Source organism: Streptomyces sp. NPDC055254, from assembly GCF_053606025.1.
The window spans coordinates 156,700-174,879 of the sequence record NZ_JBSGQV010000003.1 but is presented as its reverse complement, the minus strand read 5'-3'; the positions used below and the strand labels follow the sequence as shown (position 1 = coordinate 174,879).

The following is an 18,180-nucleotide window of genomic DNA, read 5'->3' as shown; positions in this document are numbered from 1 at the left end:
GGCGATGACCGATGCCTACCTCCCGCAGGACGAGATCGTGCTGCTGCGCGACACGGCGGTGGAGCAGGGGATCGCGGATCCGATGCTCCGCAGGCTGCTGTTCGAGGGCGTCCTGCCCCAGTACCGCGGCTCGCTGCCGCAGCTGCCGGCGCCCGGACCGCAGGTCCACTCCGACCTCAACGAGATGAACCGGGTGGAGCGGCTGATCGACGGCAAGGTGCCGCTGGCGCTCTGGTTGGGGAACGCCACCGCCCAGCTCACCGACGCCGCCGCGCGGGACGTGTTCCTGCGCGCGCTCGACCGGGTGGTGCGGGACGCGGCCGGCGAACCGGACGTGGCACCCGGCGCCCCCACCGGGGAGACCAAGGAGGAGATCGTCTTCCGGGACGACACCGTGCCCTTCGACTTCCTCGGCGGCGGCGTGCTGGCGGGCGCCTCGGTCGCCCGCGTCAAGGTCCTCCCGTACCAGGGGGGCGCGCCGCTCCTGCCGGTCGCGCTGCCGCACCACGGCACGGGCTGGCTGATCGCCCCCGGGCTGCTCCTGACGAACCACCACGTGGTCACCGCCCGCAAGCGCGGTCCGGGCGAACGGCAGTCCGTCGACCCGGGGGACCTGGCGCTCCAGGCCCAGGGCTCGCTGTCCCGGTTCGACTACCTCACCGAGGACGACCCGGCGGCGGTCGAGGTGACCGCCCGCGAGCTCGTGGCCCTCGACGAGGCGCTCGACTACGCGGTGGTGCGGCTCGCCGACGCCTCGCCCCGGCCCTACCTGCGGGTGGCCACCGAGCCGCTGCGGGTCACCGCGGACCTGCCGGTGGCCGTGAACATCATCCAGCACCCGGGCGGCGAGCCGAAGCGGATCGCGCTGCGCAACAACCTGGTCTTCGACGCGGACGACCGGGACGTGCGCTACTTCACCGACACCCGGGGCGGTTCGTCCGGCTCGCCCGTCCTGACCGACGACTGGACGGTGGTGGCCCTGCACCGCGGTACGCGGCGCGTCTCGGACGTCAGCTTCCAGGGCAAGAGCAGCGCTTTCGTCAATGTCGGTACGCAACTCAGCGCCGTCATGGGGCACCTGCGGGAGCACAGCCCGCGGACCCACGAGGAGATCACGGCGGCGCAGTCCGCGCTGACCCCGCGGACGACACCACAGGAGGTGTGACATGCGCGGTGGATCCCCGGTGGCGACGGGCCCCGAACAGGTCTTCTCGGAGGACCTGGCGGAGGTCGCCGCCCGCGTGCGCAAGGGACTGGAAGCGGAGGTCCTCGAATCCGACGAGGAACTCCCGGCGCGGGAGGCGAGCGCGGCGCAGATCGGCCGCGCCGCCCGCGAGGAACGGACCAGGGTGCTGCAGGCGGGGGTGCGCGGGCTGGAGAAGCTGGCCGCGGGCCGCGCCGACGACGTCGACGAGGACGAGTACTTCGGGGTGGAGGCGATCGTCCTGCTCGAAGGCAGACCGGCGATCCTGGTGCAGAACCAGGACTTCGCCCCCCAGCTCGGCGACTGGGCCCTGCTGGAAGGGCAGCGGGCCGGCATCAGGGAGTCGATCGCGCGGGTCGGGCGGGTGGAGGTGTCCGGGCACGCGGACCTGGACTGGCTGGGCACCGGCTTCCTCGTCTCGCCCTTCGCGGTGATGACCAACCGCCACGTCGCGGCCGAGTTCACCCGCGCGGACGGCGCCGGCGGGTTCACCTTCCGCCAGGGCATGGGGGCGCGCGTCGACACCGCCGAGGAGTTCGGCGTACCCGCCCCGGGCGGCTCGTCCGAGTTCGAGGTCACCGGAGTGATCGGCATCCATGCCGACGTCGACATGGCCCTGCTGCGGGTCTCCCCCACGGCGGCCGCCGGCGGCATCCTGCCGACGCCGCTGGCCGTGGCGGCCGACGCGCCGCCGGACCTGGCCGGCCGGCCCGTGTACGTGGTCGGCTATCCGGCGGCGGACGGACGGCGCAACGAACCCGAGGCCATGCGCCGGATCTTCATGGACGTGTACGACGTGAAGCGGCTGCAGCCGGGCACGGCGACGGCGCTGCTGCCGCAGGAGTTCACGATGCGGCACGACTGCTCCACCCTGGGCGGCAACAGCGGCTCCCCGGTGCTCGACCTCGCCGACCACCGGGTGCTAGGGCTGCACTTCGGCGGCCGGTTCCGGTCCGGGAACTTCGCCGTACCGCTGTTCCAGCTGACGGAGGACCCGCTGCTGGAGCGGGCTGAGGTCAACTGGGTGTGACGCCGCTCCGTGCGGCCCACCGAGGGGGCCCGGCCCCGCCGGGAGCCCGGGCGGGGCCGCCCCCCACAACCCCGCCGGCCCGGGGGCGCGGGGACCGCCGCGACGCCCACCGCCCACCCCGCCGCCCCGGTGGGGGGCGGGGGCTGCGCCCAGGGGGGGGGCCCCCCCCCCCGCGCCCCCCCCGGGGGGGCCCCCCCGGGCCGCGGGGCGGGGGGGGCCCGGCCCCCCTCAGCGCGTCCGGCCGGAGGGCGCGAGGACGGCCGCGACGCCCTGCGCCAGGCAGGCGACCCGGTCGGCGGGGAGGCCCGCGATGTTGACCCGGCCCGAGGTCGTCCCGTAGATGGCGAACTCCCTGCGCAGCCGCAGCATCTGCGCCGGGTCGAGCGGCAGCATCGAGAACATGCCCTTCTGCCGGGCGAGGGTCCGCGCGGGCGCGTCCAGGCCGAGCGCGGTCAGCCGCGCGCTCAGATCCGTCCGGTTGGCGGCGATCCGGCCCCGCATGACGTCGAGTTCGGCCCGCCAGGCGGCCCGCAGCCCCTCGTCCCCGAGGACGGTCGCGACGACGGCGGCGCCGTGCTCCGGCGGCATCGAGTACAGCGTCCGGGCCGCGTTCTGCAGAGCGGTCTCGGCGTGCCGTACCGCTCGGGCCGACGCGCCGAGCACGAGGGCGCAGCCGGTGCGGTCGCTGTAGAGGCCGAAGTTCTTCGAGCAGCTGACGGCGACGAGCATCTCCGGTACGCGCTCCGCCAGCATCCGGGTGGCCCGCAGGTCTGCCTCCAGGCCGTCCCCGAGCCCGTGGTAGGCGAGGTCGACGAACGGCACCCAGCCGTCGCGGGCGGCGAGGTCGGCCAGCGCCTCCCAGTCCTGCCACGACGGGTCCACCCCGGAAGGGTTGTGGCAGCACCCCTGGAGCAGGACCACGTCCTCGCGCCGCGCGCCGCCGAGGTCCCGCAGCACCGCGGCCGTGTCGAAGCCGCCGTCGGCGTCGCGCCAGGCGAAGGTGCGCACCCGCAGCCCGGCGGCCTCCAGGATGGGCCGGTGGTTGACGTAGGCCGGGTCGCTGATCCACACGGTGGTGCCCGGGCGGGTCCGGCAGATCAGATCGGCCAGCAGGCGCAGCGCGCCGGAGCCCGCGACGGTCTGGACGGCGGCGGCCCGGTCGGTCGGCCCCGGCCGGCCCGGGGCCCCCAGGACCAGCTCCAGCAGGGCCCGGTTGAACGCGGTGTTGCCGGAGAGGCCCCGGTACTCCTTGGACTCGGACCGTTGCGCCAGCCGCAGTTCGGCCTCCCGTACGGCCGCCATCACGGGCGTGCTCCCGGTCCGGTCGCGGTAGACGCCGAGGACGAGGTCGAGGCGTTCGGGCCGCTCGTCGGTACCGAACTCGCGGGTCAGCTCCCAGAGCGGGTCGGCGGGCGGCGGGGGAAGGAGCTCAAGCATCTGCGGGAACCTCGGGGGTGCGGCGGGAACGGGGCGTGCGGTTGGCGAGGACGACACCCGCGGTGATCAGGGGCACGCCGACCAGCACGGCGGCGGTCGGTGTCTCGCCGAGGAGGGGGACCGCGAGCAGGACGACCGCGACGGGGCTGAGGCTGCCGACGACGGAGCTGCGCTCGGCGCCCAGCCGGCGGATCGCGAAGGCGTACAGCAGGCCCGCGCAGAGCCCGACGCCGAGCCCCTGGACCACGAGGAACAACGCGATGTCGGCGCCGGCCGCGTGGGCGATGCCCGTGGGCAGCGCCCCGGTCAGGACCAGCAGCGCGATCACGGTGAAGGAGGGCAGGCACAGCAGGCCGATCGAGCCGACGGGGTCGAGGTCGACCTCCCGCAGTCCGACCGTGTACAGGGCCCACAACCCGCTGGCCACGAGCAGCGTGCCGGCGCCGGCGAGGACGTCGGTGTCCACGGGGACCACGTAGCGCCAGACGAGGGCGACCACGCCGGCCGCGATCAGCGCCAGCCCGGCCGCCTGGGTGCCGCGGGGCACTCCGCGCCCCCGGGAGACCATCAGCGCGGAGACGAACAGCGGGACCATACCGGGCACGATCGAGCCGACGAAGGCCGCCGAGGTCAGGGCGCCGCCGTGCATGGCCGCGAGGAAGAAGGGCACCCCGGCGCCGCAGACGATCTTGGCGGCGGCTCCCGGCCGCACCGCCAGGATGCGGCGGCGGCGTCGCCACAGGGCGGGGAACAGCACGACGAGCGGGACGCCGAACCGCAGCAGCGCGGCGTCGGCGGGCAGCAGGGAGGAGGAGCCGAGGGCGCGGGCGCTGAGGGCGAAGGCGGCCCAGATGGCCACCGTGACCAGCAGGGCCAGCATTCCCTCGGCCTGGGGGGAGAGCCCGCGGCGGCCGGGGTGTCCGGCGCGCGGGCCCGCCTCGGGTGGAGGCGTGGTCGCCTCGGTGGTGTGCGTCGCGGCCACGAAGTCGTACTCCAGCCTCTGGGTCCCGGACCGGTCGGTCCGTTCCCGGGCAACGCTAGGGCCAGACCTGGGGCAGCCGATTGCCAGTTCTGCCTCCCGGACATACGTTTGGGGCAGAATCTGCCAAGGAGTGGCCATGGACGCAGTCGATCTGCAGATCATCCGGGAATTGCAGGCCGACGGACGCCTCTCCAACCAGGATCTGGCCGACCGTGTCCGGCTCTCCCCGTCCCCCTGCCTGCGCCGCGTGCGGCGGCTGGAGGAGGCGGGCCTGATCCGCGGATACACCGCGATGGTCGACCAGGTCGCCTTCGGCCTGCCGGTCACCGTCTTCGTCCGGATCCGGCTGGAGCGCCACACCGCGGAGGCGGTCGCGGTGTTCGAGGGGCACGTCGCGGGCATCGAGCACATCCAGGACTGCTACCTGATGGCGGGCAGCAGCGATTACCTGCTGCGGGTGGTCATCGAGGACCTGGAGGCCTACGAGGCCCTGGTGCGCCACCGGATCCACGCCATCCCCGGCATCGCCGCGATCGAGTCGAGCTTCGCGTACGGCAGCGTCAAGCAGTCCCGCACCTACCCCCGCCCGGCCCCGGGCGGAGGCCGGCGGGGTCCCCAGCCAGTGCGGTGACCGGCACGGTGTGCCGGCCAGGGCACTAGCAGGAGGCCTCGGCCGCTGCCTCGAAGGCCGCGTAGGCAGCGTCGTCGAACAGGACGAAGCGGACCTCCTCCACCTCGGTCCGCGCCGCGCGGACGGTCTCCACCGCGATCCGCGCGCCGTCGTCCATGGGCCAGCCGTAGATCCCCGTGGAGACGGCCGGGAAAGCGACCGTACGGGCCCCCAGCTCGTCGGCGACCCTGAGGGACTCGCGGTAGCACGAGGCGAGCAGCTCCGAGCGGTCCTCGTCGCGCGACCAGACCGGGCCGACCGTGTGGATCACGTGTTCGGCGGGCAGCCGGCCGGCCGGGGTGGCGACGGCCCGGCCGGTGGGCAGGCCCTTGCCGTAGTGCGAGCGCCGCAGGTCCTCGCAGGCCGCGAGGATCTGCGGACCGCCGCGCCGGTGGATGGCGCCGTCCACCCCGCCGCCGCCGAGCAGCGAGGAGTTCGCGGCGTTGACGATCGCGTCGGCCTTCTCGGCGGTGATGTCGCCGAGGACGAGGGTGATGCGGACCATCAGGAGTCCTTTCGCAGGTGGCGCCAGACCGCCTTGGCGGCGTTGTGCCCGGACATGCCGTGCACGCCCGGCCCGGGCGGGGTCGCGGAGGAGCACAGGAACACCGCCGGGTGGGCCGTGGTGTACGGGGAGAGGGAGAGCTTGGGGCGCAGCAGCAGCTGGAGTCCCGAAGCGGCGCCGCAGGCGATGTCCCCGCCGACGTAGTTGGGGTTGCGGGCGGCGAGCTGCGGCGGGCCGGCCGTGGCGCGGGCCAGCACCAGGTCGCGGAAGCCCGGTGCGAAGCGCTCCAGTTGGCGCTCGACGGCCTCGGTGAGGTCGCCGTCCCAACCCGCGGGCACGTGACCGTACGCCCAGAACACGTGCTTGCCCTCGGGTGCCCGGCCCGGGTCGACCAGGCTGGGCTGGGCGGTGATCAGGAAGGGGGTACGGGGCGCCCGGCCGCCGGAAGCGAGTTGCAGGGCGGCGTCGATGTCACGGGTGCGCGGCCCCACCTGGACGGTGCCGGCCCGGCGGGGCGCCTCGGCGGTCCACGGCACCGGACCGTCCAGCGCGTAGTCGAGCTTGAAGACGGAGGCGCCGTACCGGTAGCCGTCGTAGACGCGCCCCAGCCGGGCGATGCGGGCCAGCGCGGTCGGCGAGGTGTCGAAGACGTACGCGCGGGCCGGCGGCAGGTCGTCGAGCCGTTTGACCGCGAAGCCGGTGTGGACCGCGCCGCCGAGGTCGCGCAGGTACCCGGCGAGGGCGTCGGAGATCGACTGCGAGCCGCCGCGCGGCAGCGGCCAGCCGTTCGCGTGCGCGGCGAGGGCGAAGACCAGGCCCACGGCGCCGGTGGCGATCCCGCCGAGCGGGGCGATGACGTGCGCGACGAGGCCGGCGAACAGCGCCCGGGCGGGCTCCTCGCGGAAGCGCCGCAGGAGCCAGGTGGCGGGGGGCAGTCCGGCGATCCCGAACCGGGCGAGGGTGAGCGGGTCCCGGGGCAGCGCCGTGTCCGGCAGCGACATGAAGTCCCGTGCCAGGGTGTCCCACTTGCCGAGGAAGGGTTCCACCAGCCGCCGGTAGGTGCCCGCGTCGCTCGGCCCGAAGGAGGCCGCGGTCTCCGCGACCGAGCGGGAGAGCACGGCGGCCGTGCCGTCGTCGAAGGGATGCGCCATCGGCAGCGGGGCGTGGAGCCACTCCAGCCCGTACCGCGCCAGCGGCATCGTGGCGAACACCGGGGAGCCGATGCCGAGCGGGTGCACCGCCGAGCACGGGTCGTGCCGGAAGCCGGGGAGGGTGAGCTCCTCGGTCCGGGCTCCGCCGCCGACGGTGTCGGCGGCTTCGAAAACGGCCACGGAGAAGCCGCGGCGGGCCAGTTCGACGGCGGCCGTCAGGCCGTTGGGCCCCGCCCCCACCACGACCGCATCGAGAATCGGCGGCACTTGCGACTCCTTCGTCCGGTGGCCCTGCGGCCTCAGGATATGGCGCCCGCCGTCGCGGACGGGCCGGGGCTCACGCGCCGCGCAGCAGCTCTCGGATCCGTACGGTGGTGGCTTCGTCCCGGCCGACGGCGAAGGGCAGGGCGTTGTCGCGGTCCACCCGGAAGGGGACCGCGTCGACCGTGCTGTGCGCGCCGCCGGCCTCACCGACCAGGAGCAGGCCCGCCGCGTGGTCCCAGGCGGAGGGCCAGGTGAAGGCGAGTCCGTCCATCTCCCCGCGCGCCACCCGCAGGTACTCCAGGCCCGCGGAGCCGCACGGCCGGGGGGTGACCCCGGGGACGTTCAGCCGGGCCAGGACCCGCTCGTCCTCCTCGGAGGTGTACAGCGGGTCGGCCGTGGCGACCCGCAGGTCCGCGCCCGGTGCGGGCGAACCGCTGAGGATCCGCTCGCCCCCGCAGTACGCGCCCTGCCCGCGCACGGCGGTCACCATCTCCTCCAGCGCCGGGGCGAAGGTCCAGGAGGCGAGGAGCTCGCCGCGGTGGGCGAGCGCCACCAGGGTGCAGAAGTGGGGGTCGCCGGCGACGAACTGCCGGGTGCCGTCCACCGGGTCGACGATCCAGACCGGCGCGTCGGCGCGCAGCGCCCCGTACCCGCCGGGGTCGGCGTGCACCGCCTCCTCCCCGACCACGTTCGAGCCGGGCAGCAGTCGGGTGAGGGCGGCCGTGAGGTACTCCTCGGCCCTGCGGTCGGCGACGGTCACCAGGTCGTGCGGACCGCTCTTTCGGTCCACCTCGTGGTCTGCGAGCTGCCGGAACCTCGGCATGATCTCGACGGCCGCCGCCTTGCGGACGGCCTCCTCCACGTCGGGCAGGGAATGGGCCAGGAAGTCATCGATCATGCCCCCAGCAAAGCACGCCCGGCCGACAAACCCCACCGACGGCCCCCGACGGACCGCGGCACACCGGATGGCCGCGGGGTGAACCGGCCCCGCCCTCGCCGCTGCGCAGCGACCCGGGGCCGGACACCCGCCGGCCGGCGCCGTCAATCCTCGAACGCCGGGATGATCGTGGCGCCGTACGCGTCGATCGTGGCCTCCTTCGCGTCGTGCATGTCGTAGACGGCGAACTGGTCGACGCCGAGGTCGCGCAGGGCGCGGAGCTTCTCGATGTGGGCCTCGGGCGGGCCCAGCAGGCAGAACCGGTCGACGATCTCGTCGGGGACGAAGTCCGCGGACGGGTTGCCGGCGCGGCCGTGGTGGCTGTAGTCGTAGCCTTGGCGGGACTTGACGTACTCGGTCAGCTCGTCCGGGACCATCGAGGAGTGCTCGCCGTAGCGGGAGACCAGGTCGGCGACGTGGTTGCCGACCATGCCGCCGAACCAGCGGCACTGGTCGCGGGCGTGCGCGAGGTCCTCGCCCACGTACGCGGGCGCCGCGACGCAGATGGTGATCGCGTCCGGGTCCCGGCCGGCCGCTGCGGCCGCCTCCCGGACCGCTTTGATCATCCACTCGGTGAGGTAGGGGTCGGCGAGCTGGAGGATGAACCCGTCCGCCTTCTGCCCGGCCAGGGCGAGGGCCTTCGGCCCGTACGCGGCCATCCACACCGGCAGCTTCCCGTCCCGGATCCAGGGGATGCGGATCGGATTGCCGTCCACCTCGGCTTCCCGGCCCTCGGCGAGGTCGCGGATGACGTCGATGGCCTCGCCCAGGCGGGCCAGGGTGTTGGGCGCGCGCCCGGCGACCCGCATCGCCGAGTCGCCGCGCCCGATCCCGCAGACCGTGCGGTTGCCGTACATGTCGTTGAGGGTGGCGAAGGTGGATGCGGTCACCTCCCAGGTCCGGGTGCCCGGATTGGTGACCATCGGGCCGACGTGCATCTTCTGCGTGTTGGCCAGGATCTGGCTGTAGATGACGAACGGCTCCTGCCAGAGGATCGCCGAGTCGAAGGTCCAGCCGTAGCGGAAGCCGTTGCGTTCGCCGCGCTTCATGAGGCTGATGACCTGGGAGGCGGGCGGGTCGGTCTGGAGGACGAGGCCGAAGTCCATGAAGGGGGACTCTCCTTACAGGTACTGACAGGTGGAGCGGTGGACGAAGGCCCCGTGGCCGGCCCGGCCCGTGTACTCGCGCCGGTCGATGACGAGTTCGCCGCGCGAGAGCACGGTGTCGACGCGTCCGGTGATCCGCTTGCCCTCGTACGCCGAGTAGTCCACGTTCATGTGGTGCGTCTCGGCGGAGATGACCTGCTCGGCATGCGGATCGTAGAGGACGATGTCGGCGTCGGAGCCCGGCGCGATGGTGCCCTTGCGGGGGTAGAGGCCGAACATCCGGGCCGGGGTCGCGCAGGCGATCTCGATCCAGCGGCGGCGGCTGATGTGCCCGTCCAGGACGGCCTGGTGGAGGAGGTCCATGCGGTTCTCCACACCCGGAAGTCCGTTGGGGATCTTCGAGAAGTCGCCGCGGCCGAGCTCCTTCTGGCCGCGGAAGCAGAACGGGCAGTGGTCGGTGGAGACCACCTGGAGGTCGTTGGTCCGCAGGCCCTGCCACAGGGCCGCCTGGTGCTCGCGGGGGCGCAGCGGGGTGGAGCAGACGTACTTGGCGCCCTGGAAGTCGGGCTCCGCGAGGTTGTCGGTGGACAGGAAGAGGTACTGCGGACAGGTCTCGCCGAAGACGGGCAGCCCCTTGTCGCGGGCGGCGGCGATCTCGGCGACCGCCTCCTGTGCCGAGACGTGGACGACGTAGAGGGGCGCGCCGGCCACCCGGGCGAGCTGGATGGCGCGGTGGGTGGCCTCGGCTTCGAGGAGCACCTTGCGAACCTCTCCGTGGTGGCGGGGGTCGGTCTCCCCGCGCGCCAGGGCCTGTTCGACGAGGACGTCGATCGCGATGCCGTTCTCCGCGTGCATCATGATCAGCCCGCCGTTGGCGGTGCCGCGCTGCATCGCGCGCAGGATCCTGCCGTCGTCGCTGTAGAAGACGCCGGGGTAGGCCATGAACAGCTTGAAGGAGGTGACGCCCTCGCCGACCAGCAGGTCCATCTCCTTGAGGGTGCCCTCGTTGACGTCGGAGAGGATCATGTGGAAGGCGTAGTCGACGGCGCACTTGCCGTCGGCCTTGTCGTACCAGGTGTCGAGCCCCTCGCGCAGGGTGCGGCCCACGCTCTGCACGGCGAAGTCGACGATGGTGGTGGTGCCGCCCCAGGCGGCGGCCCGGGTGCCGGTCTCGAAGGTGTCCGAGGCGGACGTGCCGCCGAAGGGGAGCTCCATGTGGGTGTGGGCGTCGACCCCGCCCGGGATCACGTACTTCCCGCTCGCGTCGATCACCCGGTCGGCCGTCCAGGCCTCGGCGGGCGCCGAGCCGTGCGTGGCCAGGGCCGCCACGCGGCCGTCCTCGATCAGGACGTCGGCGTGCAGTTCGTCGGCGGCCGTCACGACGAGGCCGCCGCGGATCAGGGTGCGGATGCTCATGGGGTCCCCCTACTCGATGCTGCGGAGCGCCTGTTCGAGGATCTCGGCGCCCTCTTCCGCCTCGGCGACGGTGAGGGACAGCGGCGGTGCGATGCGCAGCACGCTGGTGTCGTGCCCTCCGCCCTTGCCGAGGAGCAGACCGCCCTCGCGGGCCGCTTCCAGAACGGCGGCGACGGCCTGCGGGTCGGCCTGGTCGGTGCCGGGCCTGGTGAGTTCCAGTCCGGCCATCAGGCCCCGGCCGCGGACCTCCCGTACGGCGGGCGCGTGGGCGGCGACGGAGCGCAGCCGTTCCAGGAGCAGGCCTCCCACGCGGCGGGCGTTGCCCTGGAGGTCGTGCTCCAGCAGGTACGAGAGGTTGGCGAGGCCGGCCGCCATGGTGACCGGGGAGCCGCCGAAGGTGGAGATGGAGTTGGCGTCCAGGCAGTTCATCACCTCGGAGCGGGCGACGACCCCGCCGATGGACATGCCGTTGCCGATCCCCTTGGCGAAGGTGAGGATGTCCGGCGGGCCGTTCTGCGCGTGCGCCTGCCAGCCCCAGAAGTGCTCACCGGTACGGCCCCAGCCGGTCTGCACCTCGTCGCTGATCCACAGGATGCCGTGGCGGTCGAGGACCTCGCGGAAGGCCCCGTACAGGCCGTCCGGGGGCGAGGTGAACCCGCCGACGCCCTGGATCGGCTCGGCGATGAGCGCGGCCACTCCCCCGCGCGCCTGGCCCAGCACGTCCTGGAGGTCCGCGACGGCGGCGGCGGTGAAGTCGCGGTCGGACAGCTCCGCGAAGGGGCCCCGGGTGCGGACCGCGCCGTGGACGTAGTAGGTCTGGAGCGGCGACAGGCTGGTCGGGGACCAGCCCCGGTTGCCGGTGACGGACACGGTGGAGAAGGACCGGCCGTGGTAGCTGTTGCGCATCGCCAGGATCTGGTTGGAGCGGCGGTACGTCGTCGCGAGCAGCAGGGCGGCGTCGTTGGCCTCGGTGCCGGAGGTGGTGAAGAAGACCCGGGCGTCGGGGATGCCGGAGAGTGCGGCGACCCGCTCGGCGAGCTCGATCATCGGCCGGTTGAGGTACAGGGTCGAGGAGTGGATGAGCCGCCCGGCCTGCTCGGCGACGGCCTTGGTGACCTCGGGCAGGGCGTGGGCGGTCATCGTGGTGAGGATGCCGCCGAAGAAGTCGAGGTAGCGGTTGCCGTCGGCGTCCCAGACGTGGCGGCCCTCGCCGTGGGTGAGCTCGATGGGGCGGTCGTAGTAGAGCGCGAGCCAGTCGGGCAGGACGGTGCGGTGGCGGCTGTGCAGGGGAATCGGGTTGCTCACGGCTGTACGAGCCCTCCGTAGGCGTCGGGGCGGCGGTCGCGGTAGAAGGCCCACTGGTCGCGGACCTCCTTGATCAGGTCGAAGTCGAGGTCGCGGACGAGGAGTTCCTCTTCCTTGTCGCTGGCGGTCTCGCCGACGAAGCGGCCGCGCGGGTCCACGAAGTAACTGGTCCCGTAGAAGTCGTTGTCGCCGTACTCCTCCTGGCCGATGCGGTTGATCGCGGCGATGAAGTACTCGTTGGCGACGGCCGCGGCGGGTTGTTCCAACTGCCAGAGGTAGGCGGAGAGGCCGCGATGGGTGGCGGAGGGGTTGTAGACCAGCTGGGCTCCCGCCAGGCCCAACTGGCGCCAGCCCTCGGGGAAGTGTCGGTCGTAGCAGATGTACACGCCGACCCGGCCGACGGCGGTGTCGAACACCGGCCAGCCGAGGTTGCCCGGGCGGAAGTAGTACTTCTCCCAGAACCCCTTGACCTGCGGGATGTGGTGCTTGCGGTACTTGCCCAGGTAGCTGCCGTCGGCGTCGATGACGGCGGCGGTGTTGTAGTAGAAGCCCTCGCTCTCCAGCTCGAAGACCGGTACGACGATCACCATGCCGGTCTCGCGGGCGAGGTCCTGCATGCGGCGGACGGTCGGGCCGTCGGGGACGGCCTCGGCCCAGCGGTAGTGCTCGGGCTCCTGGACCTGGCAGAAGTAGGGGGCGTTGAACACCTCCTGGAAGCCGATGATCTTCACCCCCTGGGCGGCGGCCCGCCGGGCGTGCTCCTCGTGTTTGGCGATCATCGATTCGGTGTCTCCGGTCCAGGTGGCCTGGACCAGCGCGGCGCGGACGACTTGGGCCATGAGCTGCTCCTCGCGACGGGATCGCCGAGTTCTACGCACGTAGACGGAGTACGTAGGGAGTAGAACGTAGGCCTCGGCCCGGCCCGGGGCAAGACCGCCTCGCACGGTAGGAGCAGTCGATCAGGACAGGTCGTCCGGCGATCGATTCCGGTCAGTGAACGGGCGGTTTACGCCGCCGCGATACCGGCCACGCGAAGCGCGTGGACCAGGTCGCGGTGCCTGGTCCCGGACAGGGCGCGGGCCGCGTGAAGCAACCGGGGCGCGAACCACTGGGGGTCCCGCCGCGCCATCGCGGCGGCCTCCTCGGCGGTGCGGACCCGGACGAAGGCGCCGAGCAGGGCCGCCGTCTCGCGGGTCCGGCCGGCTTCGCCGAGGGCGAGCGCCGCGTCGGCGATCTCGGCCGGGGGCCGGGCCATGCCCTGGCGCAGCAGGCGGTCGGAGTCGGCCTCCCGGCCGGCCTCGCCGAGGGCGGCCGCGGCCGCCGCGAGCTGACCGGGCGGCAACGAGGCCGCCTCCCACAGCAGGGTGGCCCAGTCGGCGGCGAGCCCGGCGCGGGCCAGCTCGGCCGCGAGCCCGGGCAACCGCTCGGCGGGCCAGGCGGCGGCCTCGCACAGCAGCCCGTGCGCCTCCCCGCTGCGCCCCTGCGCGCGCAGGGCTACCAGTTCCCCGACGAGTCCCCGCGTACTCCCCCGCGCCACGCCCTCCGCCCGGTCCGGCTCCCGCCCGGCGGGGCCCCCCGTACCGTGCCGCGCCGCGCCCTCCGCCTGCCCGGCGGGTCCCCCCGCACCGTGCCACGCCGCGCCGTCCGCCTGCATGGCGGGGCCCTCCGCACTGTGCCGCGCCGCGCCGTCCGCCCGGTTGTGCTCCTGCCCGGCGGGGCTCCGCGTGCTCCACCACGCCGCGCCGTCCGCCCCGCCGCCCGCCTGCCCGGCGGGGCCCTCCGCACTGTGCCGCGCCGCGCCGTCCGCCCCGCCGACCTCCGTCCGGCTCCCCGCCGACCCGTGCGCGTCGTGCGGCGCGGTGTCCGGCTCCGGGCGGCCGAAGCGGGCCCCGCGCGGCGTCGGCAGGACCGGCGCGGAAGCGGTGTGCTGCCCGGGCGGGGCGGCGACCGGGGCCTGCGGGGCCGCCGCACCCGCGTAGCGCGCGCCGCCGGACCGCCGGGCGCCGCGCAGCCGGCGCCCCTCGGCACGCCCGACCGGCGGATCCGCGACGGCGCCGCGCTGCCGCGGGACACCCGGGCGGGGCTCGTCGGCGGTGCCGGCGGGGTCCTCCCCCGTGGGAGCCGCACCGGGCTCGGTGGCGTGGAGGGTGGCCAGCCGGGCGGTCAGGTCCTCGTGGCGGGCCGCGGCGCGCACGGCGTCGTCCTGGGCCCACGCGAGCTCGCCGGCCAGGGCGGTCGCGACCTCCGGGTCGACGGCGCCGCCGAGCCGGGCCGTCAGCGCGCGCAGGGCCGCCGCCGTCTGTGCCCGTTCGGACGCCGACGCCGTGAGCAGCGACCGCAGTTCCTCGGCCCCGCCCGGCAGCCGGTCCCACGCGGCGGCCGCCGCGGCCCGCAGCCGGGCCGCGTACACCGTCTCCCGCGCCGCGGCCTCCGCGCCGACCACCGCCTCCAGGTCCCGCAGCAGCGACTCCACCACGTCCCACGGCGGCATCGCGGCCCCGTCCAGACAGGCCCGCACTCCGTCCGGATCCCGCCGCAGGAATTCCCCGTACCAGCCCGCCCCGGGATCCAGTCTCTGCGTCAATCCCCTCAAGTAGTCGGCGAGTTGACTGATCATCAGTGCAGTCGCGGTCTCCATGACCGCATTGGACCCCACCAGTGTTACGTGCGGGCTACGGGCGCCTCAAAGCTGGACGGCGATCGCGGTGTGCGGCCGCTTGCCGCGCCGCGCGAGGGTGGCCGGGACGTCCACGGCCCAGAACTGCCAGGTGTACTTGCGCGTCATCAGCTTCCGCACCCGCCGCAGCCCCGACTCGTCCAGCAGGCGCGCCCGCCCTTCCCGCACGGGCGCCCCCGGCGCGACGCGTCCGCGCACGTCGCAGGGGGTGACCAGGACCCGTCCGTCGTTGCGGATCCGCTTGATCTTCCACGAGTCGCTGCGCGTCCACACGTACAGTTCGCCGCCGTCGGCCACCGCCCAGACCGGCGTCGCCACGGGCGTGCCGTCCTTGCGGAAGGTGGTGAGGCTGACGTACCGGGCCCTGCCGAGCTCTTCGAGATCCATACCGCACGACCCTACGGCCCCGGCCCCGCGGCCCGCACGGCCGCCGCCCCGCTCAGACGGGCACGAGGGCGCAGCGGCGCATCACTTCGTCCAGGGAGAGACCGAGGACCTCCGCGACGGCGGCGACGGTGAAGAAGGCGGGGGTGGGCGCCCGGCCGGTCTCGATCTTGCGGAGCGTCTCGGCCGAGAGGCCGGCGCCGGCCGCGATCTCGACCATGCTGCGCGCGCCGCGCGCCTCGCGCAGCAGCGCGCCCAAGCGCTCGCCGCGCTCGCGCTCTTCCGGGGTGAGGGGGGTACGGACCATGCGTCCATCCTACCTCCCATGCCAATAACTATCCCGTTACAGTTATACCGGTATAGTTATTGGCATGGTGGAACTGAAGACGGACCGGTCGATCGACGAGATGCGCGCCGCGGGCCGCGTCGTGGCAGAGGCCCTCGCGGCCGTACGGGAGGCCGCGCGCGTCGGCAGCTCCCTGCTGGACCTGGATGGCGTGGCCCGCGAGGTGCTCCGCGAGGCCGGGGCGACCTCGCCCTTCCTCGGCTACCGGGCGCGCTTCGCGCCGGTGCCCTTCCCGGGCGTGGTCTGCACCTCCGTCAACGACGCGATCGTGCACGGCATCCCCGACGGGGCGCGGCTCCGCGACGGCGACCTGGTCAGCATCGACTGCGGGGCCCGGCTCGGCGGCTGGGTCGGTGACGCGGCGGTCAGCTTCACCGTCGGCCGGCCCCGCCCCGCCGACCTGCGGCTCATCGAGACCGCGGAGGCGGCGCTGGCCGCCGGGATCGCCGCCGCCCTGCCCGGCAACCGGATCGGGGACGTCGCCCACGCCATCGGCACCGTGTGCCGCGCCGCCGGGTACGGCATCCCGGACGGCTTCGGCGGCCACGGGATCGGCCGCCGCATGCACGAGGATCCGGGCGTGCCCAACGAGGGTCCGCCGGGGCGCGGCATGAAGCTGCGCCCCGGCATGGTGATCGCGATCGAGCCGATGCTGATCGCGGGCGGTACGGACGACTACCGCTGCGACGGCGACGGCTGGACCCTGCGGACGGTCGACGGCAACCGCGCCGCGCACGCGGAGCACACGGTCGCGATCACCGCCGACGGGCCGCGGATCCTCACCCTCCCGTAGGACTCCCGTAGGGCCTGCCGCGCGGCGCCGGAGCGGCCGGAAGCCCGCCGGGAGGGCCGGCGGCCGCACGGCGACTCGGATCCCTACGGCCTCCCGTGCGGGTGGACGACCATCGCCGATCCGCCGCCCCGCCGGCTCGTCTCCGCCGCCGCCAGCCAGCGCCCGTCGGGCAGCCGCTGCACTCCGGTGGCGGCCCCGATCTCCGGGTTCTGCCGGAAGCCGTGGCCGATGGCCTCCAGCTCGGCCCGGACCGGGCTGTTCCACAGCCCCGGCTCCAGCTCGGTGGTGGTCTGGTTGCGCTGGCTGGCGCGCGGCGCGGCGATCGCGTCGACGAGCGGACGACCCCGGTCCAGATGCCCGGTCAGGGTCTGCAGCACGGTGGTGATGATGGTCGCGCCGCCGGGGGAACCGACGGCCAGGACCGGCCGCCCGTGCTCCAGCACGATGGTCGGCGACATGGACGAGCGCGGCCGCTTGCCGGGGCCGGGCAGGTTCGGGTCCGGGACGCCGGGCGCGGCCGGGACGAAGGAGAAGTCGGTGAGCTCGTTGTTCAGCAGGAAGCCGCGCCCCGGAACGGTGATCGCGCTGCCCCCGGTGGACTCGATGGTCAGGGTGTAGGAGACCACGTTGCCCCAGCGGTCGGCGACCGTCAGGTGCGTGGTGTTCTCTCCCTCGTACGTGGTCGGCGCCGCCTGCCCGGTGGTGGCGCAGGGCTCGGGAGCCCGCGGGTCGCCGGGGGCCAGCGGGCTGGTGAGCGCCCGGTCCGGCTCGATCAGGCAGGCACGCGAGTCGGCGAACCGCTGCGAGAGCAGCTGCCGCGTCGGCACGTCCTCGGCGGCCGGGTCGCCGACCCAGCGCCCCCGGTCGGCGAAGGAGATCCGCGAGGCCTCGATGAAGTGGTGCAGGTACTGGGCCTCCGACAGCTTCGAGAGGTCGGTCCGCTCCAGGATGTTCAACGCCTCGCCGACGGTGGTGCCGCCCGAGGAGGAGGGCGCCATGCCGTAGACGTCCAGGCCGCGGTAGCGCACCTGGGTCGGGGCCTGCCGCTTGGTCGCGTACGCGCGCAGGTCGCCGGTGGTCAGGTCGCCCGCGCGGACGACGCGGGTGGCGGCCGGGTCCACCGGGGGTGTGCGCACGGTCCGGACGATGTCCTCGGCGATCGGCCCCCGGTAGAGCGCGCCGGCCCCCTTGCGGCCGAGCTCCGCGTACGTCGCGGCCAGGTCCGGGTTCTTGAAGGTGGAGCCGACCACCGGCAGGGCGCCGCCCGGCAGGAACAGCTCGCGGGTGTCGGGGAAGTCCCTGAACCGGGCCTCGTTGGCCTCGGTCTGGGCGCGGAAGGTGGAGTCCACCGTGAAGCCCTCGCGGGCCAGTTTCCGGGCGGGCTCCAGGAGCCGGCCCAGCGGGCGGGTGCCCCAGGCGTCGAGGGCGCTCTTCCAGGTGGCCGGGGTGCCGGGGACGCCGACCCCCAGGCCGCTGGTCTGCCCTTCGGCGAAGGGGATGGCGACCCCGTTCTCCTGGAACAGCGCGGAGGTGGCCGAGGCCGGGGCGGTCTCCCGGCCGTCGATGGTGTGCACCCGGCGGGACCCGGCGTCGTAGTAGACGAAGTAGCCGCCCCCGCCGATCCCCGCCGAGTACGGCTCGGTGACCCCGAGCGCGGCGGCGGTGGCCACCGCCGCGTCCACGGCGTTGCCGCCGGCGCGCAGGACGCCGATACCGACGGCCGAGGCGTCGGCGTCGACGCTGGCCACCGCTCCGCCGTAGCCGGCCGCCACGGGGACCTTGGGCGGGGCGGCGGACCCCGACGGCGGAGCTGCGGCCCCCGTGGAGACGAGCGCCCCGGCGAGGGCGACGAGCGCTAACTGACGTACGGCGGGACGACGCATCCGTTTCCTCCAGTCGACAGCCGGTCAGGCCCGGCTGCGGCACTGTAACTTCACCGCACCCCCCGCGTCAGGAAGGCGGTGTGACGGCTA

The 18,180-nt window shown here is 74.3% G+C and carries 17 protein-coding genes; 4 read left to right on the top strand and 13 right to left on the bottom strand.

Features of this window, described 5'->3' with window-relative positions:
* Positions 1-4 precede the first annotated feature (4 nt).
* Positions 5-1,165 carry a trypsin-like peptidase domain-containing protein gene (locus ACWFQ8_RS04840; RefSeq protein WP_453784753.1) on the top strand — a complete coding sequence of 387 codons (1,161 nt, stop codon included), beginning with the start codon at positions 5-7 and terminating at the stop codon, positions 1,163-1,165.
* 1 nt (position 1,166) lies between these two features.
* On the top strand, positions 1,167-2,234 hold the full coding sequence (locus ACWFQ8_RS04835) for a trypsin-like serine peptidase (protein ID WP_453784752.1): 1,068 nt from the start codon (positions 1,167-1,169) through the stop codon (positions 2,232-2,234).
* Between the two features lie 228 nt (positions 2,235-2,462).
* Here ACWFQ8_RS04835 and ACWFQ8_RS04830 read toward each other — a convergent pair whose 3' ends face one another.
* Both ACWFQ8_RS04830 and ACWFQ8_RS04825 read right to left on the bottom strand, forming a co-directional pair.
* Positions 2,463-3,671: an amino acid aminotransferase gene (locus tag ACWFQ8_RS04830; protein WP_453784751.1), complete on the bottom strand. Its 1,209-nt coding sequence runs from the start codon at positions 3,669-3,671 to the stop codon at positions 2,463-2,465.
* Complete coding sequence (locus ACWFQ8_RS04825; RefSeq protein WP_453784750.1) at positions 3,664-4,653, bottom strand: DMT family transporter; 990 nt, start codon at positions 4,651-4,653, stop codon at positions 3,664-3,666. The genes ACWFQ8_RS04830 and ACWFQ8_RS04825 overlap by 8 nt, the downstream gene beginning before the upstream one ends.
* 136 nt (positions 4,654-4,789) lie before the next feature.
* On the opposite strand from ACWFQ8_RS04825, the gene ACWFQ8_RS04820 reads away from it, so the two are divergent.
* Positions 4,790-5,284, top strand: coding sequence for an Lrp/AsnC family transcriptional regulator (locus ACWFQ8_RS04820; protein ID WP_453784749.1), 495 nt, complete (start codon positions 4,790-4,792; stop codon positions 5,282-5,284).
* Between the two features lie 25 nt (positions 5,285-5,309).
* On the opposite strand, the gene ACWFQ8_RS04815 is transcribed toward ACWFQ8_RS04820, so the two are convergent.
* The 10 genes from ACWFQ8_RS04815 to ACWFQ8_RS04770 all read right to left on the bottom strand — a co-directional run bounded on the left by ACWFQ8_RS04815 (position 5,310) and on the right by ACWFQ8_RS04770 (position 15,375).
* Positions 5,310-5,828, bottom strand: coding sequence for an O-acetyl-ADP-ribose deacetylase (locus ACWFQ8_RS04815; RefSeq protein WP_453784748.1), 519 nt, complete (start codon positions 5,826-5,828; stop codon positions 5,310-5,312).
* Positions 5,828-7,246, bottom strand: a complete 1,419-nt coding sequence (locus tag ACWFQ8_RS04810) for a phytoene desaturase family protein (protein WP_453784747.1) — start codon at positions 7,244-7,246, stop codon at positions 5,828-5,830. The genes ACWFQ8_RS04815 and ACWFQ8_RS04810 overlap by 1 nt, the downstream gene beginning before the upstream one ends.
* A gap of 70 nt (positions 7,247-7,316) precedes the next feature.
* Positions 7,317-8,141 carry an inositol monophosphatase family protein gene (locus ACWFQ8_RS04805; protein ID WP_453784746.1) on the bottom strand — a complete coding sequence of 275 codons (825 nt, stop codon included), beginning with the start codon at positions 8,139-8,141 and terminating at the stop codon, positions 7,317-7,319.
* Positions 8,142-8,284: 143 nt separating this feature from the next.
* A complete protein-coding gene (locus ACWFQ8_RS04800) occupies positions 8,285-9,286 on the bottom strand; it encodes a TIGR03842 family LLM class F420-dependent oxidoreductase (RefSeq protein ID WP_453784745.1) in 1,002 nt (333 codons plus the stop codon).
* 15 nt (positions 9,287-9,301) lie between these two features.
* A complete protein-coding gene (gene hydA, locus ACWFQ8_RS04795) occupies positions 9,302-10,702 on the bottom strand; it encodes a dihydropyrimidinase (protein ID WP_453784744.1) in 1,401 nt (466 codons plus the stop codon).
* A gap of 9 nt (positions 10,703-10,711) precedes the next feature.
* Positions 10,712-12,007, bottom strand: coding sequence for an aspartate aminotransferase family protein (locus ACWFQ8_RS04790; RefSeq protein ID WP_453784743.1), 1,296 nt, complete (start codon positions 12,005-12,007; stop codon positions 10,712-10,714).
* Positions 12,004-12,846 carry a nitrilase-related carbon-nitrogen hydrolase gene (locus ACWFQ8_RS04785; RefSeq protein ID WP_453784742.1) on the bottom strand — a complete coding sequence of 281 codons (843 nt, stop codon included), beginning with the start codon at positions 12,844-12,846 and terminating at the stop codon, positions 12,004-12,006. The genes ACWFQ8_RS04790 and ACWFQ8_RS04785 overlap by 4 nt, the downstream gene beginning before the upstream one ends.
* Before the next feature lie 167 nt (positions 12,847-13,013).
* Positions 13,014-14,645: a hypothetical protein gene (locus ACWFQ8_RS04780; protein ID WP_453784741.1), complete on the bottom strand. Its 1,632-nt coding sequence runs from the start codon at positions 14,643-14,645 to the stop codon at positions 13,014-13,016.
* Between the two features lie 45 nt (positions 14,646-14,690).
* Complete coding sequence (locus ACWFQ8_RS04775; protein ID WP_453784740.1) at positions 14,691-15,071, bottom strand: PPOX class F420-dependent oxidoreductase; 381 nt, start codon at positions 15,069-15,071, stop codon at positions 14,691-14,693.
* A 52-nt stretch (positions 15,072-15,123) separates the two neighbouring features.
* A complete protein-coding gene (locus ACWFQ8_RS04770; RefSeq protein ID WP_453784739.1) occupies positions 15,124-15,375 on the bottom strand; it encodes a helix-turn-helix domain-containing protein in 252 nt (83 codons plus the stop codon).
* A 64-nt stretch (positions 15,376-15,439) separates the two neighbouring features.
* Here ACWFQ8_RS04770 and map point away from each other — a divergent pair, with 64 nt between their 5' ends.
* Positions 15,440-16,207, top strand: a complete 768-nt coding sequence (gene map, locus ACWFQ8_RS04765; RefSeq protein WP_453784738.1) for a type I methionyl aminopeptidase — start codon at positions 15,440-15,442, stop codon at positions 16,205-16,207.
* An 83-nt stretch (positions 16,208-16,290) separates the two neighbouring features.
* Here map and ggt read toward each other — a convergent pair whose 3' ends face one another.
* Positions 16,291-18,090, bottom strand: coding sequence for a gamma-glutamyltransferase (gene ggt / locus ACWFQ8_RS04760; RefSeq protein WP_453784737.1), 1,800 nt, complete (start codon positions 18,088-18,090; stop codon positions 16,291-16,293).
* Positions 18,091-18,180: the final 90 nt, after the last annotated feature.

What these genes read in the sequence shown, in the direction of transcription:
- ACWFQ8_RS04775 (WP_453784740.1), bottom strand. Translation starts at nt 15,071, where the DNA reads ATGGATCTCGAAGAGCTCGGCAGGGCCCGGTACGTCAGCCTCACCACC.
- ACWFQ8_RS04805 (WP_453784746.1), bottom strand. Translation starts at nt 8,141, where the DNA reads ATGATCGATGACTTCCTGGCCCATTCCCTGCCCGACGTGGAGGAGGCC.
- ACWFQ8_RS04815 (WP_453784748.1), bottom strand. Translation starts at nt 5,828, where the DNA reads ATGGTCCGCATCACCCTCGTCCTCGGCGACATCACCGCCGAGAAGGCC.
- ACWFQ8_RS04835 (WP_453784752.1), top strand. Translation starts at nt 1,167, where the DNA reads ATGCGCGGTGGATCCCCGGTGGCGACGGGCCCCGAACAGGTCTTCTCG.
- ACWFQ8_RS04830 (WP_453784751.1), bottom strand. Translation starts at nt 3,671, where the DNA reads ATGCTTGAGCTCCTTCCCCCGCCGCCCGCCGACCCGCTCTGGGAGCTG.
- ggt (WP_453784737.1), bottom strand. Translation starts at nt 18,090, where the DNA reads ATGCGTCGTCCCGCCGTACGTCAGTTAGCGCTCGTCGCCCTCGCCGGG.
- ACWFQ8_RS04785 (WP_453784742.1), bottom strand. Translation starts at nt 12,846, where the DNA reads ATGGCCCAAGTCGTCCGCGCCGCGCTGGTCCAGGCCACCTGGACCGGA.
- hydA (WP_453784744.1), bottom strand. Translation starts at nt 10,702, where the DNA reads ATGAGCATCCGCACCCTGATCCGCGGCGGCCTCGTCGTGACGGCCGCC.
- ACWFQ8_RS04770 (WP_453784739.1), bottom strand. Translation starts at nt 15,375, where the DNA reads ATGGTCCGTACCCCCCTCACCCCGGAAGAGCGCGAGCGCGGCGAGCGC.
- ACWFQ8_RS04840 (WP_453784753.1), top strand. Translation starts at nt 5, where the DNA reads ATGACCGATGCCTACCTCCCGCAGGACGAGATCGTGCTGCTGCGCGAC.
- map (WP_453784738.1), top strand. Translation starts at nt 15,440, where the DNA reads ATGGTGGAACTGAAGACGGACCGGTCGATCGACGAGATGCGCGCCGCG.
- ACWFQ8_RS04800 (WP_453784745.1), bottom strand. Translation starts at nt 9,286, where the DNA reads ATGGACTTCGGCCTCGTCCTCCAGACCGACCCGCCCGCCTCCCAGGTC.
- ACWFQ8_RS04780 (WP_453784741.1), bottom strand. Translation starts at nt 14,645, where the DNA reads ATGGAGACCGCGACTGCACTGATGATCAGTCAACTCGCCGACTACTTG.
- ACWFQ8_RS04820 (WP_453784749.1), top strand. Translation starts at nt 4,790, where the DNA reads ATGGACGCAGTCGATCTGCAGATCATCCGGGAATTGCAGGCCGACGGA.